The sequence below is a fragment of the Micromonospora sp. CA-249363 genome, assembly GCF_050950185.1.
GTDB lineage: Bacteria > Actinomycetota > Actinomycetes > Mycobacteriales > Micromonosporaceae > Micromonospora.
In genome coordinates, this window is record NZ_CP192020.1 from 5,017,313 (window position 1) to 5,038,372 (window position 21,060).

General features: G+C 73.7%; 18 protein-coding genes. 8 read left to right on the forward strand and 10 right to left on the reverse strand.

Translation table 11 applies throughout. From position 1 onward, the window contains the following. The 3 genes from ACQPZK_RS22175 to ACQPZK_RS22185 all read right to left on the reverse strand — a co-directional run bounded on the left by ACQPZK_RS22175 (window position 1) and on the right by ACQPZK_RS22185 (window position 3,066). Window positions 1–885, reverse strand: coding sequence for an acyl-CoA thioesterase (locus ACQPZK_RS22175; RefSeq protein WP_433534834.1), 885 nt, complete (start codon window positions 883–885; stop codon window positions 1–3). Continuing rightward, entirely contained in the window at window positions 882–2,330 is a 1,449-nt protein-coding gene (pyk, locus tag ACQPZK_RS22180; RefSeq protein WP_433534835.1) for a pyruvate kinase, read from the reverse strand. Before pyk ends, ACQPZK_RS22175 begins: the two co-directional genes overlap by 4 nt. 370 nt (window positions 2,331–2,700) lie before the next feature. Further along, the gene (locus ACQPZK_RS22185; RefSeq protein WP_433534836.1) at window positions 2,701–3,066 is read right to left on the reverse strand and encodes a YciI family protein; all 366 of its coding nucleotides are present in this window, start codon (window positions 3,064–3,066) and stop codon (window positions 2,701–2,703) included. A gap of 215 nt (window positions 3,067–3,281) precedes the next feature. On the opposite strand from ACQPZK_RS22185, the gene ACQPZK_RS22190 reads away from it, so the two are divergent. Both ACQPZK_RS22190 and ACQPZK_RS22195 read left to right on the forward strand, forming a co-directional pair. Beyond that, window positions 3,282–3,596 (forward strand): hypothetical protein, encoded by a 315-nt coding sequence (locus ACQPZK_RS22190; RefSeq protein ID WP_433534837.1) that lies wholly within the window; start codon window positions 3,282–3,284, stop codon window positions 3,594–3,596. Further along, window positions 3,593–4,051, forward strand: a complete 459-nt coding sequence (locus ACQPZK_RS22195; protein ID WP_433534838.1) for a hypothetical protein — start codon at window positions 3,593–3,595, stop codon at window positions 4,049–4,051. Before ACQPZK_RS22190 ends, ACQPZK_RS22195 begins: the two co-directional genes overlap by 4 nt. Before the next feature lie 23 nt (window positions 4,052–4,074). Here the strand turns inward: ACQPZK_RS22195 and ACQPZK_RS22200 are convergent, their stop codons facing one another. Next, a complete protein-coding gene (locus ACQPZK_RS22200; protein WP_433534839.1) occupies window positions 4,075–8,061 on the reverse strand; it encodes a CHAT domain-containing protein in 3,987 nt (1,328 codons plus the stop codon). 186 nt (window positions 8,062–8,247) lie between these two features. Here ACQPZK_RS22200 and ACQPZK_RS22205 point away from each other — a divergent pair, with 186 nt between their 5' ends. Then, window positions 8,248–9,120: an aldo/keto reductase gene (locus tag ACQPZK_RS22205; RefSeq protein ID WP_433534840.1), complete on the forward strand. Its 873-nt coding sequence runs from the start codon at window positions 8,248–8,250 to the stop codon at window positions 9,118–9,120. Window positions 9,121–9,145: 25 nt separating this feature from the next. Here the strand turns inward: ACQPZK_RS22205 and ACQPZK_RS22210 are convergent, their stop codons facing one another. From ACQPZK_RS22210 to ACQPZK_RS22220, 3 genes are all read right to left on the reverse strand, one after another. Further along, entirely contained in the window at window positions 9,146–9,538 is a 393-nt protein-coding gene (locus ACQPZK_RS22210; RefSeq protein WP_433534841.1) for an effector-associated constant component EACC1, read from the reverse strand. Between the two features lie 14 nt (window positions 9,539–9,552). Further along, window positions 9,553–11,775: a M48 family metalloprotease gene (locus ACQPZK_RS22215; protein ID WP_433534842.1), complete on the reverse strand. Its 2,223-nt coding sequence runs from the start codon at window positions 11,773–11,775 to the stop codon at window positions 9,553–9,555. A 173-nt stretch (window positions 11,776–11,948) separates the two neighbouring features. Next, window positions 11,949–12,719, reverse strand: coding sequence for an esterase/lipase family protein (locus tag ACQPZK_RS22220; protein WP_433534843.1), 771 nt, complete (start codon window positions 12,717–12,719; stop codon window positions 11,949–11,951). Between the two features lie 232 nt (window positions 12,720–12,951). Here ACQPZK_RS22220 and ACQPZK_RS22225 point away from each other — a divergent pair, with 232 nt between their 5' ends. Continuing rightward, entirely contained in the window at window positions 12,952–14,313 is a 1,362-nt protein-coding gene (locus ACQPZK_RS22225; RefSeq protein WP_433534844.1) for a pentapeptide repeat-containing protein, read from the forward strand. Window positions 14,314–14,319: 6 nt separating this feature from the next. Here ACQPZK_RS22225 and ACQPZK_RS22230 read toward each other — a convergent pair whose 3' ends face one another. Beyond that, a complete protein-coding gene (locus ACQPZK_RS22230) occupies window positions 14,320–14,898 on the reverse strand; it encodes a TetR/AcrR family transcriptional regulator (protein WP_433534845.1) in 579 nt (192 codons plus the stop codon). A 216-nt stretch (window positions 14,899–15,114) separates the two neighbouring features. On the opposite strand from ACQPZK_RS22230, the gene ACQPZK_RS22235 reads away from it, so the two are divergent. The 3 genes from ACQPZK_RS22235 to ACQPZK_RS22245 all read left to right on the forward strand — a co-directional run bounded on the left by ACQPZK_RS22235 (window position 15,115) and on the right by ACQPZK_RS22245 (window position 18,281). After that, window positions 15,115–16,581 carry an MFS transporter gene (locus ACQPZK_RS22235; RefSeq protein ID WP_433534846.1) on the forward strand — a complete coding sequence of 489 codons (1,467 nt, stop codon included), beginning with the start codon at window positions 15,115–15,117 and terminating at the stop codon, window positions 16,579–16,581. Window positions 16,582–16,676: 95 nt separating this feature from the next. Continuing rightward, window positions 16,677–17,654 (forward strand): SEC-C metal-binding domain-containing protein, encoded by a 978-nt coding sequence (locus ACQPZK_RS22240; protein WP_433534847.1) that lies wholly within the window; start codon window positions 16,677–16,679, stop codon window positions 17,652–17,654. Window positions 17,655–17,870: 216 nt separating this feature from the next. Then, window positions 17,871–18,281 (forward strand): hypothetical protein, encoded by a 411-nt coding sequence (locus tag ACQPZK_RS22245; RefSeq protein WP_433534848.1) that lies wholly within the window; start codon window positions 17,871–17,873, stop codon window positions 18,279–18,281. Between the two features lie 78 nt (window positions 18,282–18,359). Here the strand turns inward: ACQPZK_RS22245 and ACQPZK_RS22250 are convergent, their stop codons facing one another. Beyond that, window positions 18,360–18,623 carry a DUF6244 family protein gene (locus ACQPZK_RS22250; RefSeq protein ID WP_433534849.1) on the reverse strand — a complete coding sequence of 88 codons (264 nt, stop codon included), beginning with the start codon at window positions 18,621–18,623 and terminating at the stop codon, window positions 18,360–18,362. Window positions 18,624–18,916: 293 nt separating this feature from the next. Here ACQPZK_RS22250 and ACQPZK_RS22255 point away from each other — a divergent pair, with 293 nt between their 5' ends. After that, window positions 18,917–20,032, forward strand: a complete 1,116-nt coding sequence (locus tag ACQPZK_RS22255; RefSeq protein WP_433534850.1) for a phosphotransferase family protein — start codon at window positions 18,917–18,919, stop codon at window positions 20,030–20,032. Here the strand turns inward: ACQPZK_RS22255 and ACQPZK_RS22260 are convergent. Next, window positions 20,002–21,060, reverse strand: a complete 1,059-nt coding sequence (locus ACQPZK_RS22260; RefSeq protein ID WP_433534851.1) for a hypothetical protein — start codon at window positions 21,058–21,060, stop codon at window positions 20,002–20,004. The two genes, ACQPZK_RS22255 and ACQPZK_RS22260, sit on opposite strands and share 31 nt — an antisense overlap.

Genomic DNA, 21,060 nt, shown 5'->3' on the forward strand with positions numbered 1-21,060 from the left:
TCAGGCGCCGACGCGGCGCAGCAGACCCTCCTGGACGGCGCTGGCGATCTGCCGGCCGTCCGTGGTGAACATCCGGCCGGTCGCCAGCCCTCGCGCGCCGGACGCCGACGGGCTCCAGCAGTCGTAGAGGAACCACTCGTCGGCGCGGAACGGCCGATGGAACCACAGCGCATGGTCCAGGCTCGCGCCGACCACGCCGCCCGGCCCCCACACCTCGCCGTGCACCGAGAGCACCGAGTCCAGCAGGGTGAGGTCCGAGGCGTAGGTGAGGGCGCACGCGTGCAGCAGCGGGTCGTCGGGCAGCTTGCCGTCGATGCGCATCCAGACCCGCTGGTGCGGGTCCGCGGGCCGGTCGCCGGGGCGGACCCAGCCGGGCTCCCCCAGATAGCGCACGTCGATCGGGCGGGGGATCTGCCCCCAGATGCCCAGGCGCTCCGGATAGCGGGAGAGCCGGTCGGACATCGTCGGCACGTCCTGCGGCGGCGGCACGTCCAGCGGGGCCGGGGCCTGGTGGTCCAACCCCTCCTCGGCCCGCTGGAACGACGCCGACATGAAGAAGATCGGCTTGTCGTGCTGGAGGGCGACCGAGCGGCGCACCGAGAACGAGCGGCCGTCGCGGATGTTCTCCACCTGGTACTCGATCGGCTCGGCGGGGTCGCCGGGGCGGACGAAGTAGCCGTGCAGCGAGTGCACGAAGCGCTCCGGGTCCACCGTGCGGCCGGCGGCGACCAGGGCCTGACCGGCTACCTGGCCGCCGTACACCCGTTGGGGACCGACCGGGGGGCTCATCCCCCGGAAGGTCATCTCCCCGGTCGGGTCGAGGTCCAGTACCTCCAGCAGCTGGTCGACCGCTGCCTGGCCGACCGCGACCCGACCGTCGCTCACTGCAGCGCCCGCGCCGACGCCGCGTCGACCAGCGAACCGAGCTGGTGCACGCGCAGCGTGTTGGTCGAGCCGGGGGTGCCGGGCGGGCTGCCCGCGACGATCACCACGTAGTCACCGGGGTTGGCCCGGTCGAGGCCGAGCAGCGCCTGGTCGACCTGACGGAACATGTCGTCGGTGTGCTGCACGAACGGCATGAGGAAGGTCTCCACGCCCCAGGTGAGGGCGAGCTGGTCGCGCACCTCGGGAACCGGCGTGAAGGCCAGCAGCGGCAGGTCGCAGTGCAGGCGGGACAGCCGTCGCACGGTGTCACCGGTCTGCGAGAACGCGACGAGCGCCTTGGCGTTGATGGCCCGGGCGATCGACGAGGCGGCCACGGTGAGGGCGCCACCGTGGGTACGCGGGTCGTGCTGCAGGCGCGGCACCCCGATGGAACCGGCTTCGGTGGTCGTCACGATCTTGGCCATGGTGCTGACGGTGAGCACCGGATACTTGCCGACGCTGGTCTCGCCGGACAGCATGACCGCGTCCGCGCCGTCGAGCACCGCGTTGGCGACGTCGGAGGCCTCCGCGCGGGTGGGGCGGGAGTTCTCGATCATGGAGTCGAGCATCTGGGTGGCCACGATGACCGGCTTGGCGTTCTCCCGGCAGAGCTGCACGGCGCGCTTCTGCACCAGCGGGACCTCGTCCAACGGCATCTCGACACCGAGGTCGCCACGGGCGACCATCACGCCGTCGAAGGCCAGCACGATGGCCTCGAGGTGCTCCACGGCCTCCGGCTTCTCGACCTTGGCCAGCACCGGCCGGAACACGCCCTCCTCGGCCATGATGCCGTGCACGAGCTTGATGTCCTCGGCCGAGCGGACGAAGGAGAGGGCCACCAGGTCGACGCCGAGCCCCAGGGAGAAACGCAGGTCCTCGGCGTCCTTGTCCGACATGGCGGGCACGCTGACGGCCACGTTGGGCAGCGAGACGCCCTTGTTGTTGGAGACCGGGCCGCCCTCGGTGACCAGGCAGCGGATGTCGTTGCCGGTGACGTCGGTGACCTCGACGGCGACCCGACCGTCGTCGATCAGCAGCCGGTCGCCGGGCTTCACCTCGTGCGGCAGCTTGGTGTAGGTGCAGGAGACCCGCTCCTTGGTGCCGAGGATGTCGTCGCCGGTGATCACGACCGAGTCGCCGGTGCGCCACTCGTGCGGGCCGTCGGCGAACTTGCCGAGCCGGATCTTGGGGCCCTGAAGGTCGGCGAGGACGGCGACGGGCTTTCCTGCTGCCTCCGACGCCTCCCGGACCAGTCGGTAGACGGCCTCGTGGTCGGCGTGGCTGCCGTGGCTGAAGTTGAGCCTCGCCACGTTCATACCGGCCTCGACGAGGCCCCGGATGCGCTCCGGCGACGAGGTGGCGGGACCAAGAGTGCAGACGATCTTCGCGCGGCGTGTCACGCCCATCAGGCTAGTCTCTCCTTCGGGTCGGACTCGGGGCCGACCCCTTGCAGGCAGTGGAACAGGTGTCCAACGACGCGTGGCACGCGTCGGGCCGGCGGGCGCAAGCGCACCGGAACGTTGTGGCGACGGGCAACGGCGACCGCGCGCCGGGAATCGTACGCCTCCGCGCGGAGCCGGTGTCGGGCCGCTCCCGGCGACGGCCCTCTCCGACACCCCGGGGACGGGTCGAGCGGGCACGGCGGTGAGCAGGTCACGCGGGTCGTGCGCCGCCTGGCCGGACGCGGACGACCGGTCCACGCCGTCCGCGCGACGGTAACACCGGCGCCGGCCCCGACGCCGTCACCGGCACGACACCCGTCTCTGAAACCGACGGTCAGCCGCTGGCCTTGACCAGCGGGAACTCCAGTGAGCCGGCCGGGCAGAGGAAGGTCAACACGTCCACCCGGTAGAGGCCGGCCTGCACCGCCGGGTCGGCCTCCAACACGCTGCGCACGTCCTCGACGCTGCCGGTGCGGGCCAACCCGAAGCCGATCGGCGGCTCCGGCGTACGGGCCGGGCCGTCCACCGAGCCGGCGACCAGGATGATCCCGCCGCGTTGCAGCGCCCGCATGTGCTCGGCGTGCTCGGCCTGCAACCGCTGCACGGTCTCCGGGGGCAGGGCTCGTCCGGCCGCGCCGGGATAGATCACGATGCACTCGTACGTGTCGAGCGCGAAGTCGACCTGCGGCACCTGCGGCATGATCCTCCCTCCGCCGTCGCGCCGGCACGCTCGACGCCGGCCGCCCGAGCCGGCGTCACCGGCACGCGCTCAGCCTCGCACGCCGCAAGGGGCGGTACCTGTCGCTCCGCGCAACTCCCCCGGGACGGACGGCACGCGGACACGGCACGTGGGCGTACGCCGGTGTGGTCACCGGCTACGGTGGACGGTCCAGGTGTCGGTGGCGGGAGGTCGGGATGAGTGACGACGGGCCGACGCCGAGCCCACTGCCGTACGCCGAGGTGACCGACGAGGCGTACGCCACGCGGGCCGCGGCGGACTTCCGGGCCCAGGAGTTCGAGTTCGCGGTGGTGCTGAGCGGGCGCTGTCCGCGCTGCGGCCACACGAGCGCCACCACGCTCGTCGACACGGTCTACCGCAAGGACGCCGCGACCCCCGACCCGGGCTACCGGACGCTGCTGTGCGAGTGCGAGGTCGAGCACCCGGGGTGCCCCGCCGGGCTGCGGGGCTGCGGGGCGTACTGGACGCTGTGGCTGGAGGTCGGGGCATGATCCGTCTCCGTCCCGGCCCGCCCGCGACCGTCGCCGACCTGCGCCGCGCGCAGCAGCTCGCCGGGCTGCTGCGCGGCGAGCTGGAGCGCGTACGCGCGGCGGCGCTGGCCTGGCGCAACGGCCTGGGTGGCCTGCTGGTGGCGTTGGTCGGGTTCAGCCTGATCCGGGGCCGCTCCGACGTGACCACGCTCGCGGCGGGTTGGGGCGCGCTGGTCGGGTTGCTGCTGCTCGCCGCGCTGGCCGCGGGCGCGGCCGGAGCGCTCGCGCTGCTCCGCGCGGCACACGGTCCGCTGACGGTGACCCCGGTGGCGGCTCTCCCGCCGGCCCCACTCGGTGACCACCAGGAGGCCATGGCGGCGGTCCGATCCCTGCGCACCGGGGTGGTGCTGGTGCTGCTGTGCACCGCGCTGCTGGTCGCGGCCGTCGGCGTGACCTGGTACGCCCCCGGCCGCTGATCCCGCCGGGGTGTGCGCGGCCGTCAGGGGCCGAGGTGGGCGTAGCCGGCCCAGGTGTCCGGGTGGTCGGGCAGGGCGGCGCGCAGGCGGCGGACGGCCGAGTGCAGGGCCACGGCCGCGCTCTCCGGAGCGATCCCTGCGCCGACCGCCAACCCGTCGTACAGCTCGGCGCAGAGCCGCACCGTCAGCGCGTCCGAGATGGACCACAACGCGCCGATGACGTGCCGGAAGCCGGCCAGTTGGAAGGCCGTGCCGAGGGTGAGCGCCTCGTCGGGCAGGGCCGCCCCACCGCGTACGGTCTCGCAGGCGGAGAGGACGGCCAGCGCGGCCGGACGCCCCGCCGGACGCCACAGGTCGCGGACGCTCAGCGCGCCGCCGGCCAGCTCGAGGCGTCCCCGGGTCGGGAAGCGCAGATCCTGCGTGCCGTGGCAGGACAGGTGCGCGACGGGCTGCTCGGGCAGGGCGTCGAGCACCGCCGCCGGGCTGGCGACCGGGCCGATGAGGGAACGCACCCGGCCTAGGTGCCGCCGGACGACCTTCTCCTCGCGCGGGACACCGGGGAGGTCGGCCAGGCCGGAGGTCTGCGGCATGCCGACGAACAGCGCCGCGTCGACCGGCCCGGGAGGTGTCGGGCCGCCCCGGCGGGCGTGTGTCAGCGCCCGTAGCGAGGCCGTGTAGGACGGCGTCACCCGGTCGAGCACCCCGTCGCCGTCGGGCGGGCCGGCCGCGTGCAGCGGCAGCAGGGTGAGCACGCCCGTGGGGCACCACCACAGCCGGGGCCAGCCGCCGACCGCCGGCTCGGCGTCGGCGGAGGTCGGGGTCGGCAGAGCCACATCGAGGACGGGTACGGCGATGACGCGCCACAGCCAGTCCAGGATCTGGACGATCTCGGCGCGGGCCACCGCGTGCCGACGCCGTACCTGCGGCGGGGGGACGTCCGCCGCCGAGGGACCGGTGAGCACCGCGATCGCGCTCAGGAAGCCCGACGTCCGGACGATCAGCTCGGCCAGGGTCAGCTCCGGCAGCGGCACCACGGTGACCCGACCGTCGGCGACGACCAGCGCGTCGCAGCGCCGGTCGGCGACGTTCACCAGCACCACCGGGCCCCCGACGGCGGCCCGGGCCAGTTCGTCGAAGGGTGGCGGGCGGAGGAAGTCGGCGAGACCGGGCCGGTCGCGGATCTCGGCCAGCAGGTGCCGGCGGCGGGTGGCGAGGTCGTACCGCTGCTCCGGCGTCGCTCCGGTCCCGGCGTCCGACCCGCCACGGCCCCACCCGTCCGGCGAGACGGCCCCGGGCGAGCGCGTCGGGAAGTGGTCGAGGGCGGCTTGCAGGTCGGCGAGGCGGTCGGCGAGGCGGGGCGCCTGCGCGCGGAGCGCGGCGAGGTCCGCGCCCGCGTCGTGAGCTCGCGTGAGCAGAACTCCCCGGCCGTATTCGAGCAGCTCGACCGCGCGCTCCGGGCGGTCCAGGGCGATGGCGACCGCCGCGGCGTCGCTGGCCAGTCCGGGGAAGCGCCCGAGCAGGCGGGTCTGGTCGTCGGGGTCCATGCCGTGCCAGGCCACCAGGTCGATCAGCTCGATGGCGGTGGTGTACCCGTCGAGCGCGGCCGGCAGGTCGCCCGCCTGGGCGGCGTGGGACGCGTACCGCCGGGCGGCTGTCGCCCGCAGCAGCGACGGCGCGGACTCGACGTGCGCGGCGGCGCGCAGCGCGGAGGTCGCCTCGGCCACCGCGCCGGAGTCACCCGCGCCGGTCTCGGCGACCCGCTCGAGGGCGGTGGCCAGGTTGCTCAGGCACATGGTGCGGGCGGGATGCTCGGGGCTCAGCTCGTCGACCGCCCCCCGGTAGGCGGCCAGCATGGCGGTGGCGTCGGCATCGGCGTGGCCGGCCTGGTGGCGCAGCAGGAGAGCGTTGCCGAGGTTGGTGAGGATCCGGTGCCGGTCCGCGCCGGCCGATGGCACTCGGCTCAGCCGATCGAGCAGCCGGACCGCCTCGTCCAGCGCCGACAGGTCGCCGTTGAGGCGATGCCGCAGCAGGTGGGCCAGCGCGTGGGTGCCGACCGTCTGGGCGTACTCGGTGGGGTCGGCCTCCTGTTCGGCCAGCTCGGCGGCCTCGCGCAGAGCGGCCACGGCGGTGTCGGAGTCCCGGGCGATACCGGCCGCGACCTGGTCGGCGGTCCGACCGTCGGCGGGGAGCGTGCCGTCGAGGAAGAGCTCGACCCGGCGGTTCAGCGCGGAGCCGTGGTTGGTCAACGCCGGCAGGCGGTCCGGGTGCCCGGGCGGCGTCGTGTCGGTCACCTGGGCCAGCACCTGGATCGCCTCGGTCAGGGTCGCCAGGTCCTGGGTCGAGGCGAACAGGGCCTGCAGCACGAGGCCCAGGTTGGAGCGGTAGCGGGGCAGGGACGCGTCGTCCGGCGCGGCGGTGGCCACGGCCGACCTCAGGGCGACCGCGGCCGGTTCCAGCAGCGCCGGCTCGCCGGCCAGGTCGGAGAGTTCGCGCAGGGTGTTGCCGAGGTTGTTGAGGACGTGCGGTCGCAGCGGGTCGGTCCGGGGCAGCAGCCGTTCCGCCTCGGTCAGCGCGTCGCGGCCGGCGCGCAGCGCGCTCACCCCGCCGAGGTCGGCGTGGCCCAGGGCGAGCGCGTGACCGAGATCGGCGAGCCGGTACGCCCGTTGGACCGGGTCCCGGGCGGAGGCCACGCCGGCGCGCAGCACCCGTACCGCCTCGGTGATGTCGTCGGCCCGCCGCCGCCGCTCGTACCGGCTGACCAGCAGACCGGCCGCGATGTGGCGCAGGTCGTCGCCGTCCGTCCCGTCGGGCGTCGACCCGGACCCGGTGGCGGCCCGGTACGCGTCGATCGCCGCGTCGAGGTCGGCCGGGTCGGCGGCGCTGTGGTGCCGCTCGGCGAGCAGGGTGGCGAGCCCGAACCGGGCGGTGCCGGCCAACTCCGGGTCGAGGCCACCGAACCCGGTCAACGCCGACCGGTACGCCTCGATGGCGGCGTCCCGGTCGGCGGGCGTCCGATCGCGCGCGAACCGCTCGGCGAGCGCGGCGCCGTGCAGCGCCGCGACCCGGGGATCGGCGCTCTCCCGGGCGGCCGCCAAGGCGTCGACGGCCTCGTCGAGGTCGCCGGGGCGCCGGTGCAGCCGCCACCGGTCACGCAGCCGTTGGCCGAGGTTCATCCGCGCCATCGTGCGCACCGGTGTGCCCGGCGCGGCGACCCGGACCGCGTCCCGCAGCGCGGTGATCGCCTCGTCCAGCGCGGCGGCGTCGCGGTCGACGTCGTACGTGTCGCCCAGGACGTTGCCGAGGTTGAACAGCCGTACGGGACGCTCCGGGTCGCCGGCGGCGGTCGCCTCCAGGCTCTCCCGGTGCGCTGCGACGGCCCCCGCCAGGGCCCGTCGTCGGCCGAGGTGCTGGAACTGGTCGCGGTGGACCTTGCCGAGGGCGGACAGGTAGTGCAGGCGCTCCGGCGCACCGGCGGGCGTGTCGGCCAGCGCCTGGCGAAGCAGCGCCTCGGCCTGGTCGGCGGCCCGGTAGTCGCGGTTGGTCTCGGCGGCGGCCATCAGGAGGACGGCCTCGACGTACCGGGCGTTGGCAGCGTTGTCGCCGGAGCGGGTGGCGGCCGGGCGGGTGGGCCGGGGGCGCGCCGGCGTTCCCGCCGGCCCGGGAGCGTGCCGCGAGCGCAGCAACGCCAGCAGGGGCGGCGGTACCCGTTCCGGCGCGAAGCGCAGCAGGAACTCGGTGAGCCGCAGCGCCTGGTCGAGGTCGTCGGCGTCCTCGCCCGAGGGCAGCAGTTGGTAGCGGTACCAGTGCAGGCCGGCCAGCAGGGACATGCCCTCGACCACCCGCTCGGGCAGCGGCCCGTCCGTGGGCGTGGCTGTCACCAGGTCCATGACGGCCTCCGCGTCACGGATCGCGCCGGAGTCGAGGACCGCCCGCCGGTCGGCGGTGGCCGCGAAGCGGTCCAGGCGCTCCCGCAACCGGCCCACCGGGTCGGGTTTGAACCGTCGCCACATCGTGCCTCCCCCGCCGGCCGCGCCGACTCGGATCAGGCGTAGCAGACCGGATACGGAGAGCGCCAGCCGTGTCCCGGCGCACAATCGGGCGGGCCGCGGCATGACGGGCGGATCCCGGGGGACGATCACGAGGTGGTGGATTGTCGTCCTGCCTCCGCCACGGCCACGACGATGAAGGATGTGCGTATGGCGACCGATATCAGTAAGCAGCCCGCGAAGGCGTCCGGCACGTACCGGATCGGGGGTGACGTCACGGTCAACCGCCTCGGCTACGGAGCGATGCAGATCACCGGCCCGGGCGTGTGGGGCGATCCGAAGGACCCGGCCGAGGCGGTACGGGTGCTGCGTCGAGCGGTCGAGCTGGGCGTGACGTTCATCGACACCGCCGACTCGTACGGGCCGTTCGTGTCCGAGCTGCTGATCCGCGAGGCTCTGCACCCGTACGCCGACGACCTGGTGATCGCGACCAAGGCCGGCCTGAGTCGGTCCGGCCCGGGCGACTGGCGTGCGCTGGGCCGCCCGGAGTACCTGCGTCAGCAGTGCGAGCTGAGCCTGCGTCACCTGGGCCTGGACAGCATCCCGCTGTACCAGTTGCACCGGATCGACCCCCTGGTCCCGCTCGCCGACCAGCTCGGCGAGCTGGCGCTGCTGCGGCAGGAGGGCAAGATCCAGCACATCGGGCTGTCCGAGGTCAGCGTCGAGCAGATCGAGCAGTCGCGGGCGATCACCGACATCGTCTCCGTGCAGAACCTGTACAACCTCGCCAACCGCAGCGCCGAGGACGTACTGGACTACTGCGAGCGCAACGACCTGGCGTTCATTCCGTGGTTCCCGATCGCCACCGGGGAGCTGGCCCGACCGGGCGGCCCACTGGACGCGATCTCCAACGCGCACGGCGCGACGCCCGCGCAGCTCGCGTTGGCCTGGTTGCTGCGTCGGTCGCCGGTGATGCTGCCGATCCCGGGCACGTCGTCGGTGGCGCACCTGGAGGAGAACGTGGGCGCCGCCGACGTACGGCTCACCGACGACGAGTTCGAGGCGCTGGCCAAGGCGAGCTGACCGCGCCGGCCCGGACGCCGCTGACTCAGTCGGCGGCGTCCGGACCGGTCTCGCGCGCGGCGCGCAGCGCCTCGGTGGCCTGGGCCAGCAGGCGCGCCGAGTCCGTGCGCCCGCTGACCTGCAACTCCACCTCGGTGTCCCCGGACTGGATCCGGATGCTCGCCTCGGTGCGCTGCTGGTCCACCCAGGACTGCAACAGGTTGAACAGCCCCGGCAGCAACCCCTGCGCCAGCACCGCGATGATCACGGCATCGCTGAAGCCGGGTCGTCCCCCGCCACCGCCGGCCGCCCGGACCACCGGCCGGTACTCCGGGCGGCGGTGGATCCAGGTCAGCAGGTCGACCGCCGCGGGCTGCCGTTGCCGGGGGTTGATGGTCAGCCGGACGGGCAGCCGGGCAGCGGTGTCGCTGTCGGTCACGGTGGGTCTCCCGGTCAGTCGGAGGCGGGTTGGAAGGTGACGGCGTCCCCGTCGGCGGCGGCGAGACCCGCGACGGTCAGCGTGCTGTCGTCGCTGAACGGTGAGCTGGTGCCGAAGTACGTGGTGGTGCCGCTGACCTGCACCCGGCCCTGCCCCTCGACCGGCGTCGACACCCGGGCGGTGCTCGGGCCGGTCAACTCGACGGCGACCTTCGGGTACTCCAGGATCTTCCAGGTGACCTTCTGCGCCGCGCCGCCGTAGTAGCGGAACGGGCAGCCCGGCGGGGCGGCGACCGTCTGCTTGGCGCACTCGTCCAACCAGACGCGTACCCGGCTCTGCACGGCCTCGACCGCCGTCGGCTTGAGCACCGGGGCCAGTTCCAGGATCGCCGAGGTCTCCCCCGGGCCGACCAGCAGGGACTCGGCGGGCGTCTCGCTCAGCGCGCTGGACGGGCCGGTCGCCGTGTACAGGCCGGGCAGCAGCACCAGCGGCGGACCCTCGGTGGCGACGGGCAGCTCCACCCCGTTGAGGCGTACGCCCGGCTCGGCGATCGACGAGTTGAGCGGGATCGGCCCACCGGCCAACCGCCAGCCGTGGAACAGACCGGCGGTGGTCTCCTCCTCGCGGCGCAGGGTGAGGATGGCGGTCTGCCGCGCGTCACCCAGCCGGTACGCCACCGTGGCGGTGGCCGTGTCGTCGTCCCGCTCCAGGGAGGTGACCTCGACGTCGGTCGGTGGCTGGTAGCCCTTGCCGCGCAGCAGCTGGGCGAGCAGCCTGTGGTCGGTGCCGTCGCCGGAGTCGGCGAGGTGGTCGAGCGCGGCCTCGCTGTCCCGGTCGGCGAGCGCGGAGAAGAATCCGTCGACCGTCGCCTGGGGCCGGAAGAACGCCCACTGGATCACGCTCAGCCCGCCGGCGCCGAGGCACGCGACGAGGGCGAGAACGCCGACCAGCAGCCAGGTGCGGCGGGTGCCGACCGGGCCGCTGTGGCCGAACAGCCGTTCGGCGGTGACCGACGCGGCGGCGTCGGCGGGTACGCCGGACTGGACGGCCGCCCCCGCCACCGACGCGCGCTCCAGCGCGTCGAGCCGCAGCTCGTGCGGCGGGTGGGTGGCGCAGACCGCCTCGTCCCAGCCGCTGCGCCCGGTCTCGAAGGAGAGCCGCCGCTCCAGGATGCGCCGGAGGCCGTCGACGTGCCCGGTCAGCACCGCGCCGAGATCGGCCCGGTACTCGGCGGCCCGTACGTCGCGGGCGTGCAGGGGCAGCACCACGTACCGCATGGTGAGCAGCACCGGCCAGAAGAACAGGAACACCACGAAGTTGGTGGCCGGGTGCGGGAACGTCCGCATCAGCCAGGTGGGCAGTGCGTGGGCGAGGGTGAGCGGCAGGCCGACGCCGCGGACGAAGGCGCTGGTGATCTCGTCCCCCGTACGCCAGTGCACCAGCTCGTGGCTGAGCAGCGCCGCGACCTCGTCGTCCGGCTCGCCGAGCACGGCGGTGGTGACCACCACGTGCCGGGCGTACGTGCGGGCGTTGCTCAGGACCGGGTCGTCCTCCATCAGCAGCCGGGGCACGCTGGGCAGGCCGAGGCGTCGCGCGCAGTCGTCCAGCAGCGGACGCAGTCGCGCGTTCTCTCGGCGGCTGGGCTGGCGCGCGCCGGACACCACCAGCAGGCTCGGTTCGAGCAGCACCCGGTAGAGCGTGTAGACGACGCCGATCAGCGCCGCCGCGACGACCGTGCCGATCAGGCCGGTGAGCAGCGCGAGAGGCTCGTCCACGACGGCCAGCCAGGGCAGCACCAGCACGGCGAGGAAACCGGCGAGGAAACCGACCACGAACCCGGCCACGCCGCCCAGCATCCCGCCGGAGCGGCTGAGGAACGCGTCCAGCAGCGGCCCGATCAGGGGCGCGTCACGCAGCGCCGTGGGGATCTGGTCGTCCGCGCCGGAGCCGCCGGCGAAGAGGCCGAACGCGGCGAAGCTGAGGCCACCCCAGAACGCCAGGAGCAGCGCGATCGGCAGGTAGAACCAGGTGGCGACGAACGCGCCGAGCACGCCCCGCCAGTCCCGCAGGATCCCGGCGCGCAGCCAGATGAGGGCGTTCGGGTAACCCGGTGGCCGGTCCGCGAACCCGCCGGTGGGCGGTGGCGCGTCGGCGGCCGGGGGTTCGGCGGCCCGGACGTCGAGCTGCGGCACTGTCGGCGGTGTGCTCTCCGGTGGCACACGCTGCGGCTCGGTCATGCCTGCTGCTCCCTCTCGACGGATGGCGTCCACTGTCGGGAGTGGACGGCCGGAGCAGGTTATCGAGGACGTCTGATGTCTGCCACACCGTTTCCCAGGATCGTCACGGACCCGACAGTCGCCGTCGCGGGCGCGGCGCGGCGGTCCCCACGGGACCACCGCGCCGCCGGCGGTCACACCGCGAGGCAGTTGGGTCGCACCGGGCCGTCGACCAGGGCGCCGCGCACGATGGTGTACGCCGTTCCGTCGAGCACCAGGCCGAGGTGCCCCACCACCCGCAGCGGGCAGTACGCCTGGATGAGCACGTTCGTCGCGCCGTCGTTGACGGCGGCGTTGCCGGTCGGCCGGACCAGTTCGTCCTGGAGTGTGCGGATGGTGGTGTAGCGCACCGAGCCGGGGGTGTCGTCGCCGGAGTTGAGGTCGGCGAGGAACGCCGAACCGATGGTCATCTGCTGGCAGGCGACGATGCCGGCACAGCTACCGAGGCCGAGGAACGCCACGATGTTGGCGACGTACGTGCCGTACTGGGGTGTGCCCAGGCTGACGTACCGGCCGATGGTGGCGGTGCCGCCGAGTCGCTTGAGGTAGTAGCGGCTGACCAGGCCGCCTTCGGAGTGGGCGACGACGTCGACGCTCGCCGCGCCGGTGCTGGCGCGTACCTGCTCGACGTACCCGGCGAACGCGCGTGCCGAGGCGGGTATGTCGCCGAGGCCCAACCCGGGTAGCTGGTAGACGAAGGTGCGGTAGCCGTCGGCGCGCAGCCGGGCGGCGATCGGTTCGTACGCGACGGCGACGCCGCTGAGCCCGCCGACCACGATGACCGGGTTGGCGGCGGCGGCGGTGGTCGAGGCCGGGGCGACGGGGGCGGCGGTCGCGGTTCCCGCCGAGGCGAGAAGCGCGGCGGTGGCCAGGGACACGACGAGGACGGTCTTTCGGAGCAGCATGGCTGCACCTCCGGGGGGAGGCGCCCGACGATCCGGGCAGATGGGTGGGGGTGTCCGGTCGACCGTGCGACGATGATGCCCGCAACAATTCGGCAACGTCAATGACTTGTTACGCGCCGGTAACCCGTTGTCCCGCCGACGGCGCAAACCGGCAAACCGGTCACGCTCCACACCGGACACCGGCAGCACCTGCACGCCCCCGCGTCGCGACGACCGATGGCATGCTGTGGCCGTGGCCGCCGACGAACCTCCCGAGCGTCAGTTGCGGGTGATGCCGTGGTGGCTGGTGCTGGTCGGCCTGCTGCTCGCCGCCGCCCTGGGCTGGCTGGTGCTCGGGTTGCTGCTCACCGAGGCCGACCGGGCCGTTCAGCCCGACACACGGGCCACGCTGCGCATCGACGCGATCCGCACCGGCCTGACCGTGGTGGCGGGCACGGGCGGCGGGCTGGCCCTGCTGCTGGCCGCCCGCCGGCAGTGGATCGCCGAGCGGGCCCAGCGCCACCAGGAGGCCGTCGCCGCCCGCGACCAGGCCCACCGGGACCGGGTGCAGGCACACGCCGAGTCGGTGACCGAGGCCGCGCAGCGCCAGCAGGACCGACAGTCCGCCGCCGCCGAGCACGACGCGGCCGAACGCCGGCTCACCGAGCTCTACACCCGGGCGGTCGAGCTGCTCGGCAACGACAGCGCGGCGGTACGCCTCGGCGGGCTGCACGCGCTGGAGCGTCTCGGGCAGGACAATCCGTCCCAGCGGTCGACGATCGTGGCGGTGCTCTGCGCGTACCTGCGGATGTCCCCGCCGGACGACGAACCGCGCGAGACGGAGGTCCGACGCACCGCGCAGCGGGTCCTGACCCGGCACCTGCGCGCCCAGGACGAGACGGCGTACTGGCCGGGCGTGACGCTGGACCTGACCGGCGCCGCGCTCGTCGACTTCGACGCCGAGGGCTGCACGCTCGTCGACGCGACCTTCACCGGGGCGGCGTTCACCGGCGCGACCAGCTTCGCGGGCGCGACGACGCGGGGGCGGCTGCTGCTCGGCGCGGCGCGATTCGGCGACCTGGTGTTCGACAACGTCACGACCGACGGCGAGATCGTGCTGGACGACATCCACGTCCACGGCCCCGCCAGCTTCGACGGGGCCACGTTCACCGACGGTCTGTCCTGCCGGCGGTCCCACTTCGCCGGGCCGACCTCGTTCCGCCGGGTGACGTTCGGGCAGCCGACCAGCTTCGACGCGACCCGGTTCGAGGAGGCCGCCACCTTCCAGGAGGCGGTCTTCGACGGCGCCCTGTCGATGGAGCACACCAGGTTCGCCGGACCGGCCGCTTTCCACTCCGCCCGCTTCGCCCACATGGCGCTGTTCCGCTGGACGACCTTCGGCGCGGAGGCGCTGTTCGATCGGGCCCGCTTCACCGACGCCGCGAACTTCGGCCGGGCCCGGTTCCACGGCATGGCCAGCTTCCGGGACACGCAGTTCAGCCGACCACCCCAGGTGGAGCAGGCCCGGGCGGTCGTCGATCCCGACCATCGGTGGCCGGCGGGCACGACGGTCAGACGCCTGGACGACGAGTGGCTGGTGCTGGTCGACGAGTGAGCGTCGTCAGCGGGTGGCGGCTGTCGGGCGCAACCCGTCGAGGGCGACACCGAGGACACGGTCGCGCTGCTCCGGCGACGGGAACTGGGCCATGGTCAACCCGCTGATCAGGCGCACCACGTCGTCGAAACCGATGTCGTCGCGGACCACGCCGGCGGCCTGGGCACGACTCATGAGCGGCTCGCCGGCGGCGTAGATCTCCGTCCGGCAGGTCCCGAAGATCTCCGAGTCGTGCAGCAACTGCTCGGCGAGCGCGCGCTTCGTGGCGACGTACGCGACGAAGCGGTGCAGCCAGGCGACGAGGGCGTCCCACGGGGGCAGTTCGGCCAGATCCTCGGCGGAGCGGCTCAGCGCCCGCACCTCCTCGACGTAGACGGCCTCGAAGAGGTGCCGCCGGGTCGGGAAGTTGCGGTACAGGGTGCCGATACCCACCCCGGCTCGGCGGGCCACGTCCTCCAGGGAGGCGGCCGCGCCGTTCTCGGCGAAGGCGTCACGTGCCGCGGCGATCAGGGCGTCATAGTTACGCCGCGCGTCGGCCCGCTTGGGCCGCTGCGCGAAAACCTCGGGCACCCCCGCGCTGGTCATGACGTGCGTCACCTCGTCCTGGTTGCATCCGGAGGCAACCCTCCGCTAGCTTAGTGGAGGCACCCCTCCGGAACTCCCGGAGGCCTGCCTCCGGATAGCTTACCTCGGGACCCGCCCGATCCGCCTGGCCACCCGATCGCCCGGACCCGACAACCTGCCCGCCGCCGACGACGGGTGACACACGTCTCCTTCCGTACCATTTCAGGAGTTTCTCTCGTGGCAGTGACCTCCCGACGCAGCTCGCGTCGGCTCACCTTCACCGTGCTCGCGGCCGGCGCCGGATTCTTCGCGATGCTCCAGTCGTTGATCACCCCGGTGCTGCCGACCATCCAGCAGGACCTGCACACCTCCCAGAACACCGTGACCTGGGTCCTGACCGCCTACCTGCTCTCGGCGTCGATCTTCACGCCGATCCTCGGGCGGGTCGGCGACATGGTCGGCAAGGAGCGGATGCTCGTCGTCTCGCTCGCCGCCCTCGCCCTCGGCTGCCTGGTGGCCGCCATCGCGCCGAACATCGGCGTGCTCATCATCGCCCGGGTCGTCCAGGGCATCGGCGGCGCGGTCTTCCCGCTGTCGTTCGGCATCATCCGCGACGAGTTTCCCGCCGCCCGGGTCGGCGGCGCCGTCGCCGCCATCTCGGCGATCGTCGCCGCCGGCGGTGGCCTCGGCGTCGTACTGGCCGGCCCGATCGTCACCGCGCTGGACTACCGGTGGCTGTTCTGGATCCCGCTGGTCGTGGTGGGGCTGACCGCCGTCGCCGCGCACCTGTTCATCCCCGAGTCCCCGGTGCGTACCCCCGGTCGCATCGACTGGCGGGCCACCCTGCTGCTCTCCGGCTGGCTGGTCGCGCTGCTCCTGCCCATCAGCCAGGGCGCGGCCTGGGGCTGGACCAGCACCCGCGTGCTCGGCCTGCTGGCGCTCGCCGTGGTGCTGCTGGTCGGCTGGCTGATCGCCGAGCTGCGCTCGACCAACCCGCTGATCGACATGCGGATGATGCGTCTGCCCGGCGTCTGGACCACCAACCTGGTCGCCCTGCTCTACGGCGGATCGATGTTCTCCGTGTACGCGTTCCTGCCCCAGTTCGTGCAGACCCCGACCGCGGCCGGTTACGGCTTCGGCGCCAGCATCAGCCAGGCCGGCCTGCTCATGCTGCCGATGCTGGTCGCGATGTTCGTCGCGGGCATCCTCGCCGGCCGGCTCCAGGCCGTGTTCAGCGCCAAGGCGCAGCTCGCCACCGGCGCGGCGTTCAACGTGGCCGCGTCCGCGATGCTCGCCGCCGCGCACGACACCCGCTGGGAGGTCGCCGTCGCCGGTGGCCTGGTCGGCCTCGGCATCGGCCTGGCCTTCGCGTCGATGGCCAACCTCATCGTCGCCAGCGTGCCGGCCAGCCAGACCGGCGTGGCGACCGGCATGAACGCCAACATCCGTACCATCGGCGGCGCGATCGGCGCGGCCGTGGTCAGCGGCGTGATCACCGCCCACCCGCAGGCCAGCGGCCTGCCCCGGGAGGCGGGCTTCACCGCCGGATTTCTCCTCCTCACGGCGATCGCCCTCGCCGCCGCGCTCGCGGCCCTCGCCGTCCCGTCCGCCCGGCGGGCGTCGGCCGGTCGCCGGCCGTCCGCCACGGCGATCGTCGAGTCCGAGCTAGCCGGCGAGTTCGCCACCATGCCCGCGACCCGCTGAGGTCCGCGTCGCAGCCCGGGCGGTTCACCGCCCGGGCTGCGCCGTGTGTCGGGGTACGCTGGCCGGTCGTCACCGTCGTTCGTCAGGATGTGCCCATGCCCGACCTGCTCACCGCCGACCGCATCGATGAGATCGGCGCCCTCGGACCAAAGAGCCCCAACCCGGCGGCGCTGGTCACCGAGTTGGTGAGCGCCGTCGACGAGGGCCGGGTCGCTGACCCCGCCGACACCGGGTACGCCCTGGTGGTCGCCGCGGACATCCTGGACCAGGCGGGTGACCTGGACGATGCCCTCGCCCTGGCCACCCGGGCCATCGCCGAACAGCCCGACGACAACACGTACGTCAGTGCCATGCGCGGCGGCCTGCTGCTGCGCCTCGGCCGAGTCGACGAGGGACTGGCGGCGCTGTCCGAGCTGCGCCCGCTCCTGGAGACCGACCCCGACGCCGTCCACCTCATCGACGAGCTGGCCGAGGCCGGACAGTCCGAGACGGCGGTCGAGTGGCTCACCGCGGCACTCGACGCGATGGTGGACCGGAGCCGCACCCATCAGCACGAGTCCGAGGACGCCCAGGACACGGCCGCCGCCATGATCTTCGGCCTGGCTCAGCGGCGGCACGACCTGCGCGAAGAGTTGGGTCTGCCGCACGACGAGCACGACAACCTCGCCGACCGGCTGCGCGACGCGGCCAGCCACGCCGCCGACGCGTTCGACGACGGTCCGGCCACGCTGCTCTTCTGGCCGAAGCCGGAGTTCGACGCGCTGCTGGTGCGCTGGCCGACTCTGGCCGAGAGCTACCCGAGCACCTGGGACGAGCACCGCGCCCAGATCGAGCGCGCCCTCGTCGACGCGTCCGGACTCGGCGGCGGCGGCCTGGGCATCGTGGCGGGCAGCGTCGAGGGTCTGGCGGCCTTCGCCGGCGCCGACCCCGTGGACGAGGAAACCCTCGACGAGTACGCCGACAGCCTCGACGACGCGGGCATCACCTCCTGGCCGCCGGGCCGCAACGACGTCTGCTGGTGCGGCTCGGGCACGAAGTACAAGAAGTGCTGCCTGCCCCGCTCACGCGCCTGACCGCCGCCGGGCCGTTGCGGGGCTCCCGGGGAGCGATGTCCGCTGAATCTCTGATGCCTGTGCGTCATCAAGATGACGCACAGGCATCACGCTCACCCGTCCCACCGCCCCCACCCGTCGGCCACCCCGCACCCGCACGATCGATCGATGGTGACGACTGCCGGCGATGGCTACCGTGACCGTGGAAACGCAGCCACTCCATTGAGGAGGCCCGCCGTGCGCCGTGTCACCACCACCGCCGCCCTACTCGGACTGTCCCTGTGCGCGCTGCTCGTACCGACCCCGGCGAGCGCGGCCAGCACCGTCGAGGTCACCTCGGCGAAACTCGTCGCACGCGGTGTCGCCGTCGACATCACCCTCACCGTGACCTGCGAAGCCGGTCGGTCCGGCGGCGCGGAGATGAGTCTGCGTCAACGCTCCGGCGACAACGTCGCGTACGGCAGCGGCGGGGCGATGTTCACCTGCACCGGCGTCCCGCAGGCCGTGACCGGCCGGGTGTACGCGGAGAGCGGTGGCTTCGCCTTCAACCGGGGCATCGCGCTCGCCACCGGGAGTGTGGCGCTGTGCACCCCAATCGACTGCGACTACTCCCCGCGTATCGAGGGCGAGGTCCGCGTCACCCGCTGACGGTCACCGGAGTGCTCGCGTCGCCAGCCGCTCGGAGAACGTGCTCGGCTGGCGACGATCTCCGTCGGCACAGCGTGTTCAGTTCCCCAGGGCACGTACCTTGGCGATCGTCTCCTGGACGTGCTGCTTGGCCGGCTCACCGCCCTGAGACGCCTGGGCCAGGGCCTGGCGGTAGGCGTCGATCATGCCGACAAGAGGACCGGCCGCCACGCCTTCCAGAGCGCCGGCCACGAGGGATCGCGCCTCGGCCGCGTCCTGGGCCGCCGCCGCCGTCTTGGCCTTCGCCTCTTCGAGCTTCTGCGACGCCGCCGCCAACTTCGCGATGATCTGCGCTGCGCTCACGCGCACCCTCCCCATGGTCGACCATCGCCTCCACCACTGCGCCGGCGGAGACCACAAGGGAGCGTACGAGATCCGCGTACCCAGCGCGACCGCTCGATCGCCCAGTCGTGAGCTACCAGCCGCGTTCTCGGAAGATCACTTGATACTGACCAGTCAGAGCAGGCGCTCCACAGCTGGTAGGCATCAAGTGATCAAGGAAACCCCGGCCGGAACGGGACGGCGTTTTCGCGGCGGCGGCGCAGCTCGTCGAGGGATCTGGCACTCTGGCGGGCGTCACGAGCGGGGAGGAAGAGGTGGACGCGCTGAGCCGCACGCAGCGGCCACTGGACCGCGACCAGGTGCGCCGTTACGTGGAGGCGTCCTTCGGCGCGGGCCAGGCGATGGCGGACTGTGGGCCGATCACCGGGGGTGGCTTCGCGACGGTGTGGTGGGTGGTGCTCGACGACGGGCGCGAGGTGGTGCTGAAGGTTGCGCCCCGGCCCGACGTACCGCTGCTGCGCTACGAGCAGGGCCTGTGCGCGGCTGAGGCGCGGTACCTCCGCCTGGTGTCCACGCACGCGCCGCAGGTGCCCGTGCCGCCGTTGCTGCACCACGGCGACGATCCGGACCTCGGCGAGTGGCTGGTCAGCGGCCTGATTCCCGGCCGCTCGCTGCGGGAGTGGACGGACTCGGAACAGCACCTCGACGACGCTCCCGCCCGGTACGACTTCGGAGCCGCGATCGCCGCGCTGCACCGGATCAGCGGCCACCATTACGGGTACGACGGTGGCCGGGCCAGCGGCGCGACGTGGCGCGAGGCGTTCACCGCCATGCTCGACGGGCTGCTGGCCGACGCGGCGGACTGGGACGTCCGGCTGCCCACCTCGCCGGAGCGGATCCGGGAGCTGCCCGAGCGGTACGCGTCGATTCTGGACGAGGTACGCCGGCCGGCGCTGCTGCACTTCGACGGCTGGGACGGCAACGTGCTCGCCGAGCCCGAGCCCGAGCCCGAACCCGAGGCCGACGGCAAGCTGCACCTGCGCGGGATCGTCGACGGTGAGCGGTTCCTCTTCGGCGACCCGCTGATGGACCTGGTGTCGCCTTTCATCTACCGGCGGGTGGAGGACGAGCCGGACAACCCGTTCCTGCGGGGCTACCGGGGCGCCGCGACCGATCCGGTGGTCTTCGACGAGGCCACCCTGCGTCGGCTCAGCCTCTACCGCCTGCACCTGTACCTGCTGATGACGGTCGAGATGCCCAGCCGGGGAATCACCCGCGAGGATCGGCCCGACCGGTTCGAGCGACTGGCCGACCTGCTGGACCACGAGCTGACCGAGCTGCGGCGTCCGAGCCCGTCGGCCCGCGTCGCGGAGCACCCGGCCGAGCCGGTCGCTAAGGCTCAGCGCAGGGCGCGGAACAGCACCAGGTAGGCGCAGTAGCCCAGCGGCACCAGCAGGAAGCAGATCGCGAACCCGAGCGGCAGGTAACGCGGCGGCGTACCGGCCACCATGGCGGGCCTCCCCCACCGGCCCAACACCAGGTAGCCCGCGAAGAACGCCAGCGCCGGCAGACCCGCACAGATCCACGCGCCGAGGGTGAAGCCGTCGACCAGCCCGATTCCGGAGGCGAGCACCAGCGTCATCATCAACACCCCCGCCGCCGTCCCGCAGGCCGCGTAGACGGCGACGGCCCGCGCGAGCGGTGACCACGTCGGCAGCAGCGCCGGCCGCTGGGCCAGCAGCTCGGCCTGCTGCCCGTGCCGGTCGGCCTCGTCGGCCATCCGCCGGGCCAACTCCAGCTCCACCACCGGGTCGACCGCCGCCGCACGCTGCGTCGGCACCCCGCCGCCCGCCGGGCTCATGGCCGTCGGCAGCGCCAGCCGCGCCGGGCCCGCCGGCAGTTCGGGGTACGCCCCGACACCCGCCCGCCCCGGCGCGCCGGCTGCGCCGCCGGAATCCCCGTCCCGCGAATCGGGCGCCCCCGCAGGCGGGGCGAACCCGGCAGGCGAGCCGGGCGCTGCCGGCGAGGCGAACCCGGTGGGCGAGCCGGGCGCTGCCTGCGAGGCAGACCCGGTGGGCGAGCCGGGTGCCGTCGGCGGGGCGAACCCGGCAGGCGAGCCGGGCGCCGTCGGCGGAGCGAACCCGGCAGGCGCGGTGCGTGGTCCTGGGCCGGCCGGCGGGGCGGCCTCGGTGGGCGGGCCCGGCCAGGCGGCGGGGTCACCGGTCGAGCCGGTTGCGCCCGTCGGACCGGGCGGCGCGGCGGCCGGTGGCTGGTCGACGCCGATCGCGCGGCCGAGCTGGTCGAGACGCTGGCCCTGGGCGGTCAGGCGCTGGTGCAGGTACTCGGCGGCGGCGTACAGGTCGCGGCGACGCGCGGACTCGGCGGCGGCGTCCCGCTCACCGGCGCGGCGGTGCTCGGCGAGCTGTCGGGCCAGTGCCGCGTACTCCTCGAAGGACAC

Excerpts from the sequence above, each read along its gene's own strand:
- pyk (WP_433534835.1), bottom strand. The coding sequence starts at position 2,330 with ATGGGCGTGACACGCCGCGCGAAGATCGTCTGCACTCTTGGTCCCGCC.
- ACQPZK_RS22185 (WP_433534836.1), bottom strand. The coding sequence starts at position 3,066 with ATGCCGCAGGTGCCGCAGGTCGACTTCGCGCTCGACACGTACGAGTGC.
- ACQPZK_RS22190 (WP_433534837.1), top strand. The coding sequence starts at position 3,282 with ATGAGTGACGACGGGCCGACGCCGAGCCCACTGCCGTACGCCGAGGTG.
- ACQPZK_RS22195 (WP_433534838.1), top strand. The coding sequence starts at position 3,593 with ATGATCCGTCTCCGTCCCGGCCCGCCCGCGACCGTCGCCGACCTGCGC.
- ACQPZK_RS22200 (WP_433534839.1), bottom strand. The coding sequence starts at position 8,061 with ATGTGGCGACGGTTCAAACCCGACCCGGTGGGCCGGTTGCGGGAGCGC.
- ACQPZK_RS22205 (WP_433534840.1), top strand. The coding sequence starts at position 8,248 with ATGGCGACCGATATCAGTAAGCAGCCCGCGAAGGCGTCCGGCACGTAC.
- ACQPZK_RS22215 (WP_433534842.1), bottom strand. The coding sequence starts at position 11,775 with ATGACCGAGCCGCAGCGTGTGCCACCGGAGAGCACACCGCCGACAGTG.
- ACQPZK_RS22220 (WP_433534843.1), bottom strand. The coding sequence starts at position 12,719 with ATGCTGCTCCGAAAGACCGTCCTCGTCGTGTCCCTGGCCACCGCCGCG.
- ACQPZK_RS22230 (WP_433534845.1), bottom strand. The coding sequence starts at position 14,898 with ATGACCAGCGCGGGGGTGCCCGAGGTTTTCGCGCAGCGGCCCAAGCGG.
- ACQPZK_RS22240 (WP_433534847.1), top strand. The coding sequence starts at position 16,677 with ATGCCCGACCTGCTCACCGCCGACCGCATCGATGAGATCGGCGCCCTC.